The organism is Paraburkholderia phytofirmans PsJN, assembly GCF_000020125.1.
Lineage (GTDB): Bacteria > Pseudomonadota > Gammaproteobacteria > Burkholderiales > Burkholderiaceae > Paraburkholderia > Paraburkholderia phytofirmans.
Genome location: NC_010676.1, coordinates 3,275,253 through 3,291,281 on the forward strand (window position 1 = coordinate 3,275,253; position 16,029 = coordinate 3,291,281).

A 16,029-nucleotide genomic window follows, 5' to 3' on the forward strand; every position below is an offset into this window, starting at 1 on the left:
ACGTCAGGGTTAACGGCATAAGCGCGTCGCGCTTGAGGCCAATTCCACCAAAGATCGCCTTACGCCCCCTTTTCATCGGTCAACGTCACCACTGCAATCAATCCGCGCAACAATGCACCGCACGAATCGCCGATTCACCTTGACGCAGTGCGTGCGCGCTTCCTAGAGTGGGTAGGGACTGCACGACGCAGGCCAGTGCAGATTGCCACCGCGGGCCACGCCCGAAGGAATCACAATGACCGACCTCCTCGACCGGGCGCGCGGCGCACTGCATGCCCAGCCGTTCAGCATGCTGTTAGGCGCAGAGTTGATGCAGACAAGCACCAGCGAACTCACGCTGAGCCTGCCGATCCGCGACGAGTTGCGGCAGCAGCATGGCTTCGTGCATGGCGGCGTCATCAGCTATCTCGCCGACAATGCGCTGACCTTCGCGGGCGCGCTGCTGCTCGGGCCGAAGGTCGTGACCGGGGAATACAAGATCAATTACCTGCGGCCCGCCATCAACGGCACGCTGATCGCTCGCGCGAAGGTCGTCTACGCGGGTCAGCATCAGGCGACCTGCCAATGCAACGTGTATGTGATGGAAGGCAACCGCGAAAAGCTGATTGCCGTCGCACAAGGCACGGTCAACCGCATCAGCGAGAACGGCGAGCACGAACACGCGGGCTGACGTCATCGCGCCGGTCGGCTCAAGCACATCGCGCCGGCATGAACTCGCTTGTCCACGTTTTGTCATTTAGCTAATATACGAAATGTTATCGAAACAAGGCTCCGTTCGGCGTACCGCTTCATGACAGACGAACTCACCCGCATCAACGCGCTCGCCAACGCAAGCCGCCTCGCGGTCATGCGCTGGCTGAAAGAGCCGATGCGGCATTTCCCGTATCAGGACCACGCCGATATCGAAACGGTCGGCGTGTGCTGCACATTTATCACCGACAAGCTCGGCATTGCGCCCGCCACCACCACGCGTCACATGCGCATCCTCGCCGATGCGGGACTCGTGCGTGCGCAGCGGATCGGCAAGTTCACCTACTACAAGCGCATCGACGCCGAATTGCAGAAGCTCGGCCGCGACCTCGCCAATCTTTAGGCGCGTGGCCTTCTTCGGGCTGCCACGCCATCACGTTATCGATACTTGAAGGAACCACATGAACGAACTTGCCCTGATTGCCGACGCCGACCGGCGCGCGCACGCTTACCTTGCCGACATCGGCAAGCGCCGGGTGTTTCCGGACGCGGCTGCGCTCGCGCAACTCGCCGCCTTCGACGAAGCGTTCCCGCAACACGGCCACGCGCCCGCTGACGTGCTGCGTCTGCTCGACGAAAATGGTTCGCCCGGCACGGTCGCGTCGAACGATCCGCGCTATTACGGCTTTGTGATCGGCGCAGTGCTGCCGGCGGCTGCGGCGGCCGAGCGTCTGATGGGCGCGTGGGACCAATGCGCATCGACCTTCGATAACTCGCCGGTTGCGGCCACGCTGGAGAAAATCGCGGCGCGCTGGGTGCTCGACGCGCTGGATCTGCCGCGCGAATCCGCGATCGGCTTCGGCACCAGCGCGACGGCGTGCACGCTCGTTTGCGTCGCGGCTGCACGGCGTGCGCTGCTCGCGCGCAAGGGTTGGGATTTCGACAATGACGGCTTGAACGGCGCGCCGCCTGTGCGCGTCGTGATCTCCGAGATGGCCCACATCACGGTGAAGAAGGCGCTGCGCGTGCTCGGCTTCGGCATGAAGCACGTGATTAGCGCGCCGGTCGATGAGCATGGCCGCATCGACCCCGCGCAGCTACCGCCGCTCGACGACATGACGATCTTCTGCGTTCAAGCCGGCGAAGTGAACACCGGTGAGTTCGATCCGTTCGCGGAATTGATTCCGCGCGCCAAAGCGGCCGGCGCGTGGGTTCATGTGGATGGCGCGTTCGGCCTGTGGGCGCGGGCATCGTCAAAGCGGGCGCTGACCGATGGCATCGATGGCGCCGACAGTTGGACCACCGACGGCCACAAGTGGCTCAACACGCCCTACGACGGCGCCATGGCGATCTGCCGCGACGCGCAGGCGCTTTCATCGGCGATGAACAGCGACGCGGTCTACCTGACCGGCGCGCACGACGCGCAGAAGAACGTGAACCTGGAGTTCTCGCGCCGTGCGCGTGGCATTCCGATCTGGGCAGCGCTGCGTTCGCTCGGACGCAGCGGCGTGCAGGAGATGGTGGACCGGCATTGCGCGCAGGCTGCGCGGATCGCCGAGGGTCTGCGTGCTGCGGGCTTCGAAGTGGTGAACCGCGTGGTGCTGAACCAGGTGCTGGTACGCGCGAAGACCGACGCGCAGACGGTTGCGATTCGCGAAGCGGCGCAGGCGTCCGGCGAAACGTGGTTCGGTCAGACTGTCTGGCAAGGGCGGCCGGCGTTTCGCATCAGCGTGTCGTCGTGGCGCACTGAAGACGCTCACGTCGATCAGTTAGTGGCGTTGCTCGCAAGACTGCTCGCCGAACACGGCGAGCGCTGATGCATCGCCGCGTGTAATCGGCCACCGCGCATACAAAAAAGCGGCTCCTGCCTGTTGCTGCAGGAACCGCTGCTCTTCATACCCCGCGAAGCCCGCAGGCGCGAATCACTCCGCAGCGTACGTCTTCTGCGTTTGCTCGCCCAGCCCTTCAATACCCAGGCGAATCGTCTGACCCGGCTTCAGGAACACCGGATTCGGCTTCACGCCCATGCCGACGCCCGGCGGCGTGCCAGTCGAAATCACGTCGCCCGGTTGCAGGCTCATGCACTGCGACACATACGAAACCAGTTTCGCGACGCCGAACACCATCGTCTTCGTGCTGCCATTCTGATAGCGATGACCGTCCACTTCGAGCCACAGGCTCAGGTTCTGCGGATCGGCGACTTCGTCGCGCGTGACGACCCACGGGCCGATCGGGCCGAACGTGTCGAAGCCCTTGCCCTTGTCCCACGTGCCGCCCTTTTCGATCTGCCATTCGCGTTCCGACACGTCGTTGATCACGCAGTAGCCGGCGACGTAATCGAGCGCGTTGGCTTCGTCGATATATTTCGCGGGCTTGCCGATCACCACGCCCAGCTCGACTTCCCAATCGGTTTTCTTCGAGCCGCGCGGAATTTCAACGTCGTCGTTCGGGCCGCTGATCGCGCTCGTCCACTTGTTGAAGATGACCGGCTCGGCGGGCACCGGCAGATTCGATTCAGCCGCGTGATCCGCGTAGTTCAAGCCGATGCAGATGAACTTGCCGATCTTGCCGACGCACGGACCCATGCGCGGATTGCCTTCGACCAGCGGCAGCGAAGCCGGATCGAGCGCGCGCAGTTTGGCGAGGCCTTCGTCGGTCAGCGCGGCGCCGTCGATATCGGCGACCACTTTCGACAGATCACGAATCTTGCCTTGCGCGTCGAGCAAGCCCGGCTTTTCCTGGCCCTTCGGCCCATAACGAAGCAGTTTCATCCTGGCACTTCCTTTCAGTGGTGTTCAGTTCGTGGTTCAGCTTGGGTCGGCATACGTCGGCGTACGTCAGTTCGACCAGCCGCCGTCGATCACATGCGCATGGCCCGTGGTAAACGATGACTCGTCGGACCCGAGATACAGCGCCAACGCGGCGATCTCTTCCGGCTTGCCGATGCGGCCCATCGGCTGACGCGCGACAAAGGCGGCCTGCACGGCGTCCAGCGTCGCGCCTTGCGCCTGAGCCTGCGCGACGATCCGCTGTTCGAGCGACGGCGAAGCCACCGTGCCCGGGCAGATCGCATTACAGCGTACACCACGCGTGATGAAGTCCGCAGCAACGGACTTGGTCAGCCCGATCACCGCGGCTTTGGAAGCGCTATACGCAAAGCGGTTCGGCACGCCCTTCACGCTCGACGCCGCCGACGACATATTGATGATCGAGCCGCCGCCTTTGTCCAGCATGGCGGGCAGGAACGCGCGGATCATGCGGTACATCGCCTTCACGTTCAGGTCGAAAGCGAAGTCCCAATCTTCTTCGCTGCATTCGAGAATATTGCCCGCGTGCACGAAGCCCGCGCAGTTGAACAGCACGTCGACCGCGCCGATCTCGGCCGCTAGCGCCTTGATCGCCGCGTCGTCGCGCACGTCGAGCTTGCGCGCCTCGACCGGCTTGCCGGCGAGTCCGTCGATGCGGATATCCGTGGCGATCACGCGCGCGCCTTCGCGTGCGAAGAGTTCGGCGGTGGCGAGTCCGATGCCTTGTCCTGCCGCCGTGATCAGGGCCGTCTTGCCGGCCAGTCTTTGTGTCATCTACGACTCCAGTTGAATGGGCTGTTGCTTGTCTCTTCCAGAAATCACAATCGATAAAACGCGGCGGCATTGCCGCCGAAAACCGCATCGCGCTCGGCGTCGCTCAACGACGTGAGCAAGGTGTTCGCCACCGAATGCCAGAGCAGATAGTCGCCGTTCAGATCGAGCACCGGCCAGTCGCTGCCCCACATCAAACGCGCCGGGCCGAAGGATTTCAGCAGATGCTCGACATACGGGTGCAGCGTCTCCTCGGTCCAACCCGGCGACGCCTCGGTGACGAGGCCCGACAGTTTGCAATGCACGTGCGGCAGTTGCGCGAGCCGCGTGATGGCGTCGGCCCAGCTTTGGTAGCCCGCGCGTCCATAGCGGATGGGCGGCTTCGCCCCATGATCGACGACGATACGCAACGCTGGAAAGCGCGTCGCGAAAGTTTCAAACGGCTCGACGTGGCGCGCATAAATCAACGCGTCGAAGGCGAGGTCATGTGCGATCAGCGCTTCGATTGCCGGCGTGAGGTCGGGGTTCGCGATCCAGGTGTCGTCCGGCAGGTCCTGCAGCATCGGCCGCACGCCCTTGAACTTCGGCTCGTGCGCCAGCGCTTCGATCACCTGCGGCGCGGTGGGCAGCAACAACGGCACCCAGCCGACCACGCCCGCAATCGACGGCTCATGACGCGCCAGGTCCAGCAAATAACGCGTTTCGTCGATGGTCGGCGCCGCCTGCACCACCACCGTCCGTTCGATGCCCGCGCGTTCGCGCAACGGCTTGAGATCCTCCGGGCCAAACGTCCGGTAAAGGATTTTCAGTTCCGGCGTGAGCCACTCGTAATCGCCACGAGCGGGATCCCAGTAGTGCTGGTGGGCATCGATATGCATCGTCGAATCAATCCTCTGGCGCGGGCGCGCGGCTGTCGAGCAAACCTTCCTCACGCAACGCGAACCACAAGGCCGCGGGGATCGGCAGCTCGAACGACGCGGCGTTCTCGCGCAATTCATCGGCACTGCGCGCGCCGGTCAACACCGTGGCGACCGTCGGATGCGCATATGGAAACTGCAAGGCGGCGGCCGCGAGCGGCACGCCGTGCGTACGGCACACTGCTTCAAGCCGCGCGACGCGCTCGATCACTTCGGGCGGCGCCTCGCCGTAGTTGAATTTCAGATCGCCTTGGACACCGCGCGCCAGAATGCCCGAATTAAACGCGCCGCCTAACAGGATGCTGACGCCACGTTTTTCACAGGCCGGCAACAGGTCGTCGAGCGTGGTCTGTTCGAGGAGCGTATAACGGCCCGCGAGCAACGCGCAATCGATATCGAACTCGGCCATCGCATCCAGTATCGCCGCGCCTTCGTTGACGCCGAGTCCGACAGCCTTGATCGCGCCAGAAGAGCGCAACGCGTCCAACGCGCGAAAGCCGCCGCCTTCGGTCAGTTGCCGCCAGTAATGGGGATGATTGTCGCCGTGCGTGACACGGCCAATGTCGTGCACCAGCAGAATGTCGATATCGACGATGCCGAGGCGCTGCTGGCTATCTTCGAACGACCGCAGAATGCCGTCGTGCGTGTAGTCGTAGATCGCTTCGAAAGGCAGCGGATTTTGCCAGCCTTCCTTGTCGTCGAAAGGCGTGGTGCGCGGCACGAAGCGGCGGCCCACCTTGGTGGACAACACATAGTCGGCGCGCGGATAGCGCCGCAAGGCGTCGCCCAGACGATGCTCGGCCTTCGTGTTGCCGTAGTGTGGGGCGGTGTCGAAGTAGCGCACGCCGGCATCCCACGCGGCGGCGATGGTGGCATGAGCTTCTTCATCGGACAGATCGCGGTAGAGGCCGCCGAGCGGCGCCGTGCCGAGTCCCAAACCGGTCACCTGCAACGGCCCGCGGCCGATGCGGCGCCGTTGCCCGATCTTCGATCCGATCGTTGCGGTCATTGAGCGCGTCTCCAATTTGTCGTGTTTTACCATGCATGGGCAAGTTTTGCCCACGGTGTGTGCAGACGGCTTGCCGCCCGAACCGCGCGGCGAGGACGCAGCCGCTCAGTGCGGCTCGATCGCGACCACCCGATGCTGCGCTGCGGCGCTCGACGGCAGGCAAGCCGGTCCAACCGGTTCGAACGTCTTGTACGTCAGGATGAATTCCTGATGACCAAGCGTCTCCGACTTCGAAGCGGCACCGCGCGATACCGCCACCGTTTGCTCGAACACCTCGCGGCCCACTTCGTCCAGCGTGCCGCGGCCTTCGAGAATGCGGCCCGCATCGACATCCATGTCGCCGGAGAGATTGCGATACGTCGCGGGATTCGCGCATACCTTGATCACCGGCGAGATCGCCGAGCCGACCACCGAGCCGCGTCCGGTCGTGAACAGAATCACATGCGCGCCGCAGGCGATCAGCTCGCCGATCTCCGCGTTGTCGCTGATGTTGGGAAAGCCGAAACGCGGCTCGCCGTCCGGCACCACGTCGAGCAGATACAGGCCGCCGGTCGGCGGAATGTCGCCGGGCTTGATGATGCCGACAATCGGCGATGCCCCACTCTTCGCATACGCGCCCAGCGATTTCTCTTCCTGCGTGGTGAGTCCGCCGTCCGCGTTGCCGACCGCGAAACTGCCGTGGCCGAGAATCGAGTAATAGCGCGCCGCCTTGGCGACGCAAGCCACGATTTCATCGCCGAGCGCCGGACGCGCCGCGCGCGTCTTCATGTGGAATTCGCAGCCCACCAGCTCGCCGGTTTCTTCGAAGATGCAGGTCGCGCCCGCGTCGATCAGATGATCGAACGCGCGGCCCACCGCCGGATTCGCCGTGATGCCGCTGGTGCCGTCCGAGCCGCCGCAGATCGTGCCGATCACCAGTTCGCTCAGCGCCATGGGCACTTTCTGCTGCGCGGCGAGTTGCTCGCGCGCGCCGCGAATCCAGTCGACGCCATATTGAATCGTGCTGCGCGTGCCGCCCTTTTCCTGGATCGTCAGCACTTCGACGGGACGGCCGCTCGCGCGCACCACGTCCACCAGATAGTGCTTGTTCATGCTCTCGCAGCCGAGCGACACGAACAGCACCGCGCCCACGTTGGGATGCGTGGTGAGCCGCTCGAGCATTTTTTCCGCGTAACCGTTTGGATAGCAGCCCGGAAAGCCGATCAGATGCACGGGCGGCTCGCGTTCGGCGGAAGGATCGTCGAAGGCATCGAGCGGTTCGCGAAACTGCGTGACGATCTCGCGCGCGACGTGATGCGCGCACTCGACCAGATACGCCACCGCGACCACGTTGCGGATACCCTTGCGGCCGTCGCCACGCAGATAGCCTTCGAGCGTGGGCTGCTGCGCGGCGACAGGCAGAGATGCTACGGAAGTGTCAGTCATGATCGTTCCAGCGCGGCGCGAGGCCGCGTCGTTGTGCGCACATCAGTGATGGACGAATTCGTGGCCCGCGTCGTGCGTGTAGGTCGGCAGGTAATCGCTTTCGAGGTTGTGCGTATGCAGATGCGCACCGCGTGCCACCGCTTCCGTCACGTGACCGATCACTGCGCCGTAGCGCAGCACCTTGTCGTCCTTCGCGAGTTCATGGCGCGCCACCTTGTGACCAAGGTCGATGGTTCTGGTGAGCGTCACGCGCTCGCCTTCGATCTCGACCTGCGTACCGCAGTCCAGACGCGCCGCTGCTATCAGGCAGTTGTCGGCGGGGCTGAGCAGAATCAGGCGTGGATCCGTTTGTAGCGGCAATAAGCGGCTGGTCAAATGAGTTCTCCGAGGTGCGTGCGCATCAGTTCTGCCCTTCGCCGCTCGCAAGGCGCGCCACCATCAGCGAGCCCAGAATGATCGCGCCGTAAATCGCCTGAATCCAGAACGACGGCACCTGGGCAAGCGTCAACAGGTTCTGCACGACGCCGAGCAGCAGCACGCCGGTGAGCGCGCCGAACATGGTGCCCTTGCCGCCGTCGAGCGAAATGCCGCCAATCACCGCCGCCGCGAACACCGTGAAAATCATGCCGTTGCCCTGGTTCGCGTTGATCGCGCCGACATAGCCGGTCACGATCAATCCGCCCACCGAGGCAAGGATGCTGCCGAGCACGAATACGCCCCACGTGATGCGCTCCACGCGAATCCCCGCTGCGCGCGCCGCTTCCGGATTGCCGCCGATGGCGTACAACGCGCGGCCCAGCCGGTGATAACGCAACATGAAGGCCGCGATTGCGAACGCCGCCGCCGCGAGCCACACGGACAACGGCAAGCCGAGCACAATGGTGGTCGCGAGCGCGAAGAACGACGTCGGCATGTCGAACAGCGTGCCGCCCTTGGTCGCGCCGACCAGCATGCCGCGCAACACGATCAGCATGGCCAGCGTCACGATGAACGCATTGAGCCGCAAGCGCACCACGAGAAAGCCATTGATGAAGCCGATCACCGCGCCGACCACCACGATGGCGAGCAAGCCGGCGGCCGCCGGCCATTGCATGCCGAAGCCCGCGGACGCCGCCGGCATCACGAGCATTGCGCCGACAGCCGGCGCGATGCCGACCGTCGATTCGAGCGACAGGTCGAACTTGCCGGTCAGCACGATCAGCGATTCGGCCAGGACGACGAGCGCCAACGCCGCCGACGCGCCCAGCACGCTGATGAGATTGGCCTTGGTCAGAAAGCTTGGGCTGATAAACGCGCCGATCACGATTAGCAAAGCGAGCGCGGGCAGCAACGCCAGCTCGCGCAGGCGCGCAAGTTCGGAGCGCGCGCGTTTGCCGCGCGAGGCAGGCAAGGCCAACTGCGACTGAGCCCCAGCTTGCGCGGCGCCGAAAGCGGGACTGGGCACACTATTCTTCATGAAGACTGACTCCTTCAACGGATGCGATCAGGTCGTGGTCCTGCCAACCCGCGGGAAATTCGGCCGCGACACGGCCACGGAACATGACCAGCACGCGGTCACAGGTGCGCAGATCGTCGAGTTCGCCGGACACGACCAGCACGGCCTTGCCCTCCTCGCGCACGCGATCCACGACGGAGAGCAACGCTTCCTTCGATTTCACGTCGACGCCCGCGGTGGGATCGATCAGCACGAGCACATTGGGATTGGTCGCGAGCGCGCGCGCCATCACCACCTTCTGCTGATTGCCGCCTGACAGACCCGACACGACATGCTCCGGACCTTGCGCCACGATGCCGAGCGCGTCGATCATCTTCTGGCCGAAGGCGTTCTTTTTCGCGGGCGCCGCGATGCCGAATTTGCCGAGCACACGCGCGATCGTCATCGATGCGTTTTCCGCGACCGATTGTGTGAGCACGAGGCCTTCGTGATGCCGATCCTTCGGCACGCAGCCGATGCCGTGCGCAAGCGATGCGGGCACATCGCCGGGCGGCAAGATTGCGCCGTCCACACTGATCGTGCCGCGTTTGGCCGCGCGCAGGCCCGCAATCGCTTCGGCCACGCTCGTACGGCCGCTGCTCGTCGCGCCAGTCAAGCCGACCACTTCGCCACGCTTGACGGTGAACGACACGCCTTCGTAATCGGCGCCGGTCAGTTCCTTGAGTTCCAGCGCGACCGCCGTATCGGCGGGCAATGCGCCACGCGCTGCCGCATCGGCGACGGCGAGACCGCCGCGTTCGCCGGTCATCGCTTCGATCAGCTGCTCGCGCGGCAACGCCGACACCGGCGCGCTGACGATATGCCGCGCGTCGCGCAACACCGTCACGGCCTGGCAGATTTCGTAGACTTCCTGCAGATGATGCGAGATGAAGAGGAACGTCACGCCCTCGCGCTGCAACTCGCTGATGCGGCGGAACAGGCGCTTGATCTCGTCGCCGTCGAGCTGCGCGGTCGGTTCGTCGAGAATGATGAAGCGCGCGCCGTACGACAGCGCGCGCGCAATCTCAACGAGTTGCCGTGCTTCCACCGAAAGGTCGCCGGCACGGGCATCTTCGCGCACGTCGATCTTCCAGTGATCGAGCAACGCGCGCGCGTCGCGCCGCATGGCTTGCCAGTCGATCACGCCGCCGCGCAACGGCTGCCGGTTGATGAACAGATTCTCCGCCACGCTCAGATCGCGGATGATCGTCGAATGTTGATAGACGCATGCCACTCGCTCGCGCCATGCGTCGCGATCCGCGATCGACGGCGCGGCCGCGCCGCTGAAACGCACCTCGCCGGTGTCGGGCTTGCGCAGGCCGGTGAGAATCGACACCAGCGTCGATTTACCCGCGCCGTTGCGACCGACGAGCGCGTGCGACTCGCCGGGCATGACGCGAATGCTCACGTCGTTCAGCGCGGCCGTCGAGCCGAAGCGTTTGGTGACCTCGAGCGCTTCGACGACGGGCACGGAGGACGTGAGTTCGCTCATTTGACCGTTCATTTAACGGTGTTACCCCACAAGGCTTTGTCGTCGACGTTCGATTTCGTCACGAGCGGCGCGGGCAATTGGTCTTCCAGAATGCCCGGCGCCAGCTGGATGATGTTGCTGCCGTGATCGGTCGGGCCCGGCTTGAAGGTCTGACCAGCCAACGCCGCCTTGATATAGAACAGCCCGTATTTCGCGTACGAATCGGCGGGCTGCGACACGGTCGCGTCGATATCGCCGCGGCGGATCGCGTCGAACTCCTGAGGAATGCCGTCGTTGCTGACGATCACGACATGCTTCGCATCGCCGGCCGGAAACAGCATCTGCTTGCGACGCAAGGTTTGCAGCGTGGGTGACAGATAAACGCCGCCTGCCTGCATGTAAATGGCCTTCACGTCGGGATTCGCGGTCAGCAGACTGTCGAGCGCGGTGGCCGCGACGTCACCCTTCCAGCTCGCCGGAATCTCCAGCAGCGTCAAACCCGGATAACCCTTCAGGCACGAGCGGAATGCTTCCGAGCGATCGCGCCCGTTGACCGATGCCAGGTCGCCCATGATCTGCACGACCTTGCCCGACTTCACGTGCTCGCCGATGTATTTGCACGCCTTCTCGCCGTACGCGTGGTTATCGGCGCGCACCACCATCGCGACTTTGCCTTGCGTCGGCGCGACGTCCACCGCAACCACCGGGACGTTCTTCGCAGCGGCGGCGTCGAGCGCGCGACTGATCGCCGCCGAATCCAGCGGGCCGACCACGATGCCCTTCGCACCGAGGTTCAGCAGGTTGTTCATGTCCGTGATCTGCTGGACCGGATCGCCGTTCGAATTGACTGGCGCGAGGATGTCGAGGCCGCTCTCTTTCGCGTACTTGGGCAGATAGTTGTTGTACGACTGCCAGAACGGCGACGTCAGCAGCGGCAGACCGAGGCCGATCTTGCCGGAGTCGGCGGCTTGCGCGGCGCCCGACACGGCGAGGCCGGCGAAGCACGCAGCGGCTGCCGTGACGGAGAGCGAAGTGCGGAACAAACGGCGGGCCATGAGCGGCCCTTTCGCGAACGACATGGTTGTCTCCAGATATGCGTTGTGGGAACTGCGTGAACCGGCTCTGAGGTCGGCACTTCGTCCTGCGCTTTTCTTATTCGAGTCTCGTCGGGGATTGGCGGCGCTCATTTACCAATGAACGTATTATTCATATATGGACTTTTCGAAGTCAAGGAATACAGACTGCACCGACCGTCCGTGTTTTCCCTGGACGTGCGCCATCTCCGCGAGATTCGTCCCGCACATACACTCACGCGCCACATAATGAGAACAGCCCAAGGAACATCCCTCACGATGGACGCAGACGACAAAGACGACGCCGACCGCTACCGCGCCCCAGCGCTCGACAAAGGCCTCGACATCCTCGAACTGCTCGCCGAGCAGAAGGAAGGACTCACGCGCGCCGAAATCACCAAGCTGCTTGGACGCAACGCGAGCGAGATGTATCGCATGCCCGAACGGCTGGTCGCGCGTCAGTACGTGGTGCGCTCGGCGGGGGGAGACCGCTATTCGCTCAGCCTCAAGCTGTATGCGCTCGCGCACCGTCATCCGCCGATGAACCGTCTGATCTCCGAAGCGCTTCCGCTCATGCAGCGCTTTGCCGATGCTGCCGAACAATCGTGTCACCTCGTGGTATACGACCGCGGCAATCTGCTGGTGATCGCACAAGTGGATGGTCCGGGTACGTGGGGCATGTCGGTGCGGCTCGGTTCGCGTGTCGGCCTGATCGACACCGGTTCGGGGCGCGTGATGCTCGCGTTTCAAAGCATCGAGCAGCGTGAACAGATGCTGGCCGAACACACCAAAGTGAAGGGCGAGGTCACGATCGATCGTGATGCGCTCGAACAGGCCTGCGAGCGGATTCGCGCGGCGGGTTTTTCGCAGAAGGACAGTCAGCAGACGTTCGGCGTGACCGACCTCACGTTTCCGATTCAGGGGCCGTCCGGCCAGGCGATCGCGGTACTCACGTGTCCGTATCTACGGCGCATCGACGAATACGTCGCGCCGACGCTCGAAGCCGCCACCGCGCTCTTGCGCGAGACGGTTCAGGCACTGTCCATGTTTCATGAGAACGCCGCCTAGCGCGTGATGCGGCGGGTCGAACCTGAGCGGCGGTCCGTCGAAAATCGGCCGCTTGCGCACATGGTTTAGAATGGCGACCCTCTCAAAAATCACGCCGCATGGGTTCGCTCATGCGCGCTCATCGACAAGCAATGGCGAAACTTCTGACCGATTCCGAATTCCAGCGTTTTTCCGAACTCCAGCAGAAGCAGTCGAGCTTCACGATCACGCCTGAAGAAGCCGACGAACTGCGCGACATCGTCGCTCACGCGCAAAAGCGCCGCGACGATCGCGCGGCGGCGATGCAAAGCATCGAGACGTTCATTCAGCAATTCGACATCAGCCCGGACGAGTTGTTTTCGCCCGAGCAGATCGGCGAGGCTGCGCGCACATACGGCCTGATTCCGGCGGCGAAAAAGGAGCGCGTGCTGCCGCCGCAATTCACGTTCAACGGCAAGCCGTATCAATGGACGACGCGTCCGCTGCCGGACGATATTCGTGTGCCGTTGTTCGACGCGTTCAAGGCGGGTGAGTCGGTGAAGTCGTTCATCGCGACGCCGAAGGATGCGGGGCGTTGCGCGGCGACGATTGCGCGGTTGGAGCGTGAGACGGGAGCAGTCTACGGGGATGCGTGGCTTGAGGAGTTGGCGGTGACGCGGTCGCAAGTCGATGAGGCTGCGGCCAAGCTGGCGGCTTAAGGGCGTTCACGGCCTTCTGGTTTCTCGCGGCGCGAGGTCTTCAGCGCCTCTCGTCGCGTTGATCACCGCCTCGAACGCATTGAATGCGGTGATCCATTCAACTCAGCGCGTTGGGCACGCGGCCTAAGCGCTTGCCTCTGTCGCTTCATCCAGCGCCATCCTGAACCCGACCACGCCCGGATCCTCCGTCCGCGTAATCGTGAAACCGCTGGCCTTGGCGAGCCCGATCATCGGCGTATTCTCACGCAGCGCCTCGCCAACCAGCCAATGAATGCCGCGCGCCCGCGCATATTTAATGATCCGGTCCATCAGCAATTGGCCGAGGCGCCGGCCTTTCTGATCCGAGCGCACCGCCACCGCGAATTCGGCGGTTTCGTTGTCGGGATCGGCCACTGCGCGCACCACGCCCAGCGTCCGCGTGACACCTTCTTCGCTTTGCACGGTGGCGATCAGCGCCATTTCGCGGTCGTAGTCGATCTGCGTCATGCGCGCGAGTTGCGAGTGGTCGAAGCTGCCCACCGCGCCGAAAAATCGCAGACGCAAATCTTCAGGCGTCATTGCTTCGACGAAGTCGTGGTGCGCGGCCTCGTCCTCCGGGCGGATCGGCCGCACCGTCACCCGCACGCCCTGCCAGTCCAGCGTCTCTTCGAAACGGCGCGGGTAAGGCACGATCGCGAGGCGGCTGCGCGTGGACGCAAGTTTCAGCGTGGGCTCGACGACCACCACGCGATCGCGGTACACCCTGAGCGTCAATGTGAGCCCGACGAGCTCCTTGACGTCGCACACGGCTTGCGAGAGCGCCGTCAGCGCGGCCAGCGCCGGCTCCGGCGCAACCAGCCGCGCGTAGGGCGAACGCGTGACCATGTCGCGCGCGAGCATTGGGTTCAGCGGCGGCAACCCGTAGACGCGCAAGGGCTCGGACACACCGTCGGCCGATGGCGTCGTGAAGCGGAAGACAGGGCCGAAGTTGTCGTCGTCGTGGAGTTCGACGGCGATGTCGACGACGGGTCGGGTAGACGAGTCCGCACTCGATTCCGGGCAATCCGACGCCCGCAGTGCGTCCGAAACTGCCGCTGCGACCTGCGCCGATCCCTGCGCGATTTCTTGCGCGATTTCTTGCGCAACTTGCCCCGCGCCACCCTCGCTGGCACTTCCTTCTCGCGCTTCCACCTGCAATCCGAACCGCCCCAAAAACCGCGCCGCCGCTTCGCCGGTTAGTTGGTGCTCACCTGCTGCAAGCGCGGCGCGCGCCTGAGCCTGAGCCGCGTCGATGCATTCGGGAATTTGCGCCGGCAAACCCTCCGGCGTCTGCATCAGCAGTTCGCGTCCCATCCGGTAATCGACCAGCCGCGCGAAGGCGCGCGCGAGGCGCTGCGGCGTCGTATGAACCGGAATGCCTTGCGCGTGCAGGGCGTCGCGCGTGGCGGCATCCACGCCACCGAAAAAACACGCGAGCAAGCCGCGGTAGGCGTACCGCTGATTCGCGATCAAGGCCTGCGCCACTTCGCCGACCGGCGCGCCATGTGTCGACGCGTGGACCACGAAGGCCGTGCCGGTGCTGCGATGCTCCGCGAGCAGTTTGAGCGCCGTGCCGAAGTGCTCCGGACGCGCGTCGTCGCCCAGTTCCAGCGGATTGCCGCCGACCGCGTACGGCAAGCTTTGCTTCAAGGCATCCGACGCTTCATCGGGCCACGGCGCGAGCGTATCGCCGGCCGCGGCGAAGGCGTCGCAAGCCAAAGTGGCGAGGCCACGGTCGCTCGTAATCAGCGTGGCCGTGGCGCCCGCCGCCACACGGCCCACGCCGAGCGTCTCGATCTCGTCGAGCAGGTCGTCGAGCGCATCGACGCGCACCATGCCGGCGCGGCGGAAGGCGGCGGTGTAGAGCGCGTCGGCGGGATCGGCGCGGCCGGAGCGCAGCGCCAGCACCGGCTTGTTGCGCGCCGCCGCGCGGGCCGCCGACATGAACTTGCGCGCCGCCCGCACGCTATCCAGTTCGAGCAGGATGGCACGCGTGCCGGGGTCGCTGGCCAGATAGTCGAGCACGTCGCCCGCATCGACATCCGCCTCGCCGCCGAGCGCCACCGCGTGCGAGAAGCCGAGGCCGCGCGCGTGCGCCCAGCCGAGCACGGCGTTGGTCAGCGCGTTCGACTGCGACACCCACGCGACGCCGCCCGCCTTCACCGTGCACGACGGCGCGCCCAGATGCGCGCGCAGCGCCGGCGACACCACGCCGAGACTGCCCGGCCCGACGATCCGCAAGAGATTCGGCCGCGCCGCCGAAAGCGCGTGCCGCAGCGCGAGCCGGTCCTCATCGCACCGCACCTCGCCGACGATAATCGCCGCGCGCGTGCCCAATCCGCCGAGCTTATGGATGATGCCGGGCCACGTCGCCGGTGGCGTGCAGATCAGCGCGACCGTGGGCGCTTCCGGCAGATCGCCCGCGTCGTGGATCACGGCGTGGCCGCCGAGCGTTTCGTACTTCGGATTGACCGGCCAGAGCGGGCCGTCGAAGCCTCCATCCAGCACGCGCGTCCACACCATCTCGCCGGTGCTGCCGGGCCGCTCCGAGGCGCCGATCACGGCGACGGATTTGGGTCGAAACAAGGCGTCGAGATTGCGAACGGTCACAGGCGCTCCGAGGTCAGGG

Annotated in this window: 15 protein-coding genes; 5 read left to right on the plus strand and 10 right to left on the minus strand. The window is 64.7% G+C overall.

Annotated features, from left to right (window positions below; all coding sequences use genetic code 11):
- Positions 1-235: 235 nt before the first annotated feature.
- The 3 genes from BPHYT_RS34195 (at position 236) to BPHYT_RS34205 (ending at position 2,507) form a co-directional block, all read left to right on the plus strand.
- A complete protein-coding gene (locus BPHYT_RS34195; RefSeq protein WP_012428699.1) occupies positions 236-670 on the plus strand; it encodes a PaaI family thioesterase in 435 nt (144 codons plus the stop codon).
- A 120-nt stretch (positions 671-790) separates the two neighbouring features.
- Positions 791-1,093 (plus strand): ArsR/SmtB family transcription factor, encoded by a 303-nt coding sequence (locus BPHYT_RS34200; protein ID WP_012428700.1) that lies wholly within the window; start codon positions 791-793, stop codon positions 1,091-1,093.
- A gap of 58 nt (positions 1,094-1,151) precedes the next feature.
- Complete coding sequence (locus BPHYT_RS34205; protein WP_012428701.1) at positions 1,152-2,507, plus strand: pyridoxal phosphate-dependent decarboxylase family protein; 1,356 nt, start codon at positions 1,152-1,154, stop codon at positions 2,505-2,507.
- 105 nt (positions 2,508-2,612) lie between these two features.
- On the opposite strand, the gene BPHYT_RS34210 is transcribed toward BPHYT_RS34205, so the two are convergent.
- The 9 genes from BPHYT_RS34210 to BPHYT_RS34250 form a co-directional block, all read right to left on the minus strand.
- Positions 2,613-3,461 carry an ureidoglycolate lyase gene (locus tag BPHYT_RS34210; RefSeq protein WP_012428702.1) on the minus strand — a complete coding sequence of 283 codons (849 nt, stop codon included), beginning with the start codon at positions 3,459-3,461 and terminating at the stop codon, positions 2,613-2,615.
- Positions 3,462-3,527: 66 nt separating this feature from the next.
- On the minus strand, positions 3,528-4,271 hold the full coding sequence (locus tag BPHYT_RS34215; RefSeq protein WP_012428703.1) for an SDR family oxidoreductase: 744 nt from the start codon (positions 4,269-4,271) through the stop codon (positions 3,528-3,530).
- Positions 4,272-4,315: 44 nt separating this feature from the next.
- Positions 4,316-5,146 carry an amidohydrolase family protein gene (locus tag BPHYT_RS34220; RefSeq protein ID WP_012428704.1) on the minus strand — a complete coding sequence of 277 codons (831 nt, stop codon included), beginning with the start codon at positions 5,144-5,146 and terminating at the stop codon, positions 4,316-4,318.
- Positions 5,147-5,153: 7 nt separating this feature from the next.
- Positions 5,154-6,194 (minus strand): aldo/keto reductase, encoded by a 1,041-nt coding sequence (locus BPHYT_RS34225; protein ID WP_012428705.1) that lies wholly within the window; start codon positions 6,192-6,194, stop codon positions 5,154-5,156.
- 105 nt (positions 6,195-6,299) lie between these two features.
- The gene (locus BPHYT_RS34230; protein WP_012428706.1) at positions 6,300-7,619 is read right to left on the minus strand and encodes a UxaA family hydrolase; all 1,320 of its coding nucleotides are present in this window, start codon (positions 7,617-7,619) and stop codon (positions 6,300-6,302) included.
- Positions 7,620-7,661: 42 nt separating this feature from the next.
- The gene (locus BPHYT_RS34235; protein ID WP_012428707.1) at positions 7,662-7,994 is read right to left on the minus strand and encodes a UxaA family hydrolase; all 333 of its coding nucleotides are present in this window, start codon (positions 7,992-7,994) and stop codon (positions 7,662-7,664) included.
- A gap of 25 nt (positions 7,995-8,019) precedes the next feature.
- Entirely contained in the window at positions 8,020-9,075 is a 1,056-nt protein-coding gene (locus BPHYT_RS34240; protein WP_012428708.1) for an ABC transporter permease, read from the minus strand.
- Positions 9,065-10,585: a sugar ABC transporter ATP-binding protein gene (locus BPHYT_RS34245; protein ID WP_085966767.1), complete on the minus strand. Its 1,521-nt coding sequence runs from the start codon at positions 10,583-10,585 to the stop codon at positions 9,065-9,067. Before BPHYT_RS34245 ends, BPHYT_RS34240 begins: the two co-directional genes overlap by 11 nt.
- An 8-nt stretch (positions 10,586-10,593) precedes the next feature.
- Positions 10,594-11,643, minus strand: a complete 1,050-nt coding sequence (locus BPHYT_RS34250) for a sugar ABC transporter substrate-binding protein (RefSeq protein ID WP_012428710.1) — start codon at positions 11,641-11,643, stop codon at positions 10,594-10,596.
- Between the two features lie 273 nt (positions 11,644-11,916).
- On the opposite strand from BPHYT_RS34250, the gene BPHYT_RS34255 reads away from it, so the two are divergent.
- Both BPHYT_RS34255 and BPHYT_RS34260 read left to right on the plus strand, forming a co-directional pair.
- Positions 11,917-12,705, plus strand: coding sequence for an IclR family transcriptional regulator (locus tag BPHYT_RS34255; protein WP_012428711.1), 789 nt, complete (start codon positions 11,917-11,919; stop codon positions 12,703-12,705).
- 131 nt (positions 12,706-12,836) lie between these two features.
- Positions 12,837-13,382 carry a hypothetical protein gene (locus BPHYT_RS34260; protein ID WP_012428712.1) on the plus strand — a complete coding sequence of 182 codons (546 nt, stop codon included), beginning with the start codon at positions 12,837-12,839 and terminating at the stop codon, positions 13,380-13,382.
- A gap of 123 nt (positions 13,383-13,505) precedes the next feature.
- On the opposite strand, the gene BPHYT_RS34265 is transcribed toward BPHYT_RS34260, so the two are convergent.
- Positions 13,506-16,010: a bifunctional acetate--CoA ligase family protein/GNAT family N-acetyltransferase gene (locus BPHYT_RS34265; RefSeq protein ID WP_012428713.1), complete on the minus strand. Its 2,505-nt coding sequence runs from the start codon at positions 16,008-16,010 to the stop codon at positions 13,506-13,508.
- Between the last annotated feature and the right edge of the window lie 19 nt (positions 16,011-16,029).

Bases quoted from the DNA above. Each gene is read 5' to 3' on its own strand.
- BPHYT_RS34195 (WP_012428699.1), top strand. From the start codon at position 236: ATGACCGACCTCCTCGACCGGGCGCGCGGCGCACTGCATGCCCAGCCG.
- BPHYT_RS34200 (WP_012428700.1), top strand. From the start codon at position 791: ATGACAGACGAACTCACCCGCATCAACGCGCTCGCCAACGCAAGCCGC.
- BPHYT_RS34205 (WP_012428701.1), top strand. From the start codon at position 1,152: ATGAACGAACTTGCCCTGATTGCCGACGCCGACCGGCGCGCGCACGCT.
- BPHYT_RS34210 (WP_012428702.1), bottom strand. From the start codon at position 3,461: ATGAAACTGCTTCGTTATGGGCCGAAGGGCCAGGAAAAGCCGGGCTTG.
- BPHYT_RS34215 (WP_012428703.1), bottom strand. From the start codon at position 4,271: ATGACACAAAGACTGGCCGGCAAGACGGCCCTGATCACGGCGGCAGGA.
- BPHYT_RS34220 (WP_012428704.1), bottom strand. From the start codon at position 5,146: ATGCATATCGATGCCCACCAGCACTACTGGGATCCCGCTCGTGGCGAT.
- BPHYT_RS34225 (WP_012428705.1), bottom strand. From the start codon at position 6,194: ATGACCGCAACGATCGGATCGAAGATCGGGCAACGGCGCCGCATCGGC.
- BPHYT_RS34230 (WP_012428706.1), bottom strand. From the start codon at position 7,619: ATGACTGACACTTCCGTAGCATCTCTGCCTGTCGCCGCGCAGCAGCCC.
- BPHYT_RS34240 (WP_012428708.1), bottom strand. From the start codon at position 9,075: ATGAAGAATAGTGTGCCCAGTCCCGCTTTCGGCGCCGCGCAAGCTGGG.
- BPHYT_RS34245 (WP_085966767.1), bottom strand. From the start codon at position 10,585: ATGAGCGAACTCACGTCCTCCGTGCCCGTCGTCGAAGCGCTCGAGGTC.
- BPHYT_RS34250 (WP_012428710.1), bottom strand. From the start codon at position 11,643: ATGTCGTTCGCGAAAGGGCCGCTCATGGCCCGCCGTTTGTTCCGCACT.
- BPHYT_RS34255 (WP_012428711.1), top strand. From the start codon at position 11,917: ATGGACGCAGACGACAAAGACGACGCCGACCGCTACCGCGCCCCAGCG.
- BPHYT_RS34260 (WP_012428712.1), top strand. From the start codon at position 12,837: ATGGCGAAACTTCTGACCGATTCCGAATTCCAGCGTTTTTCCGAACTC.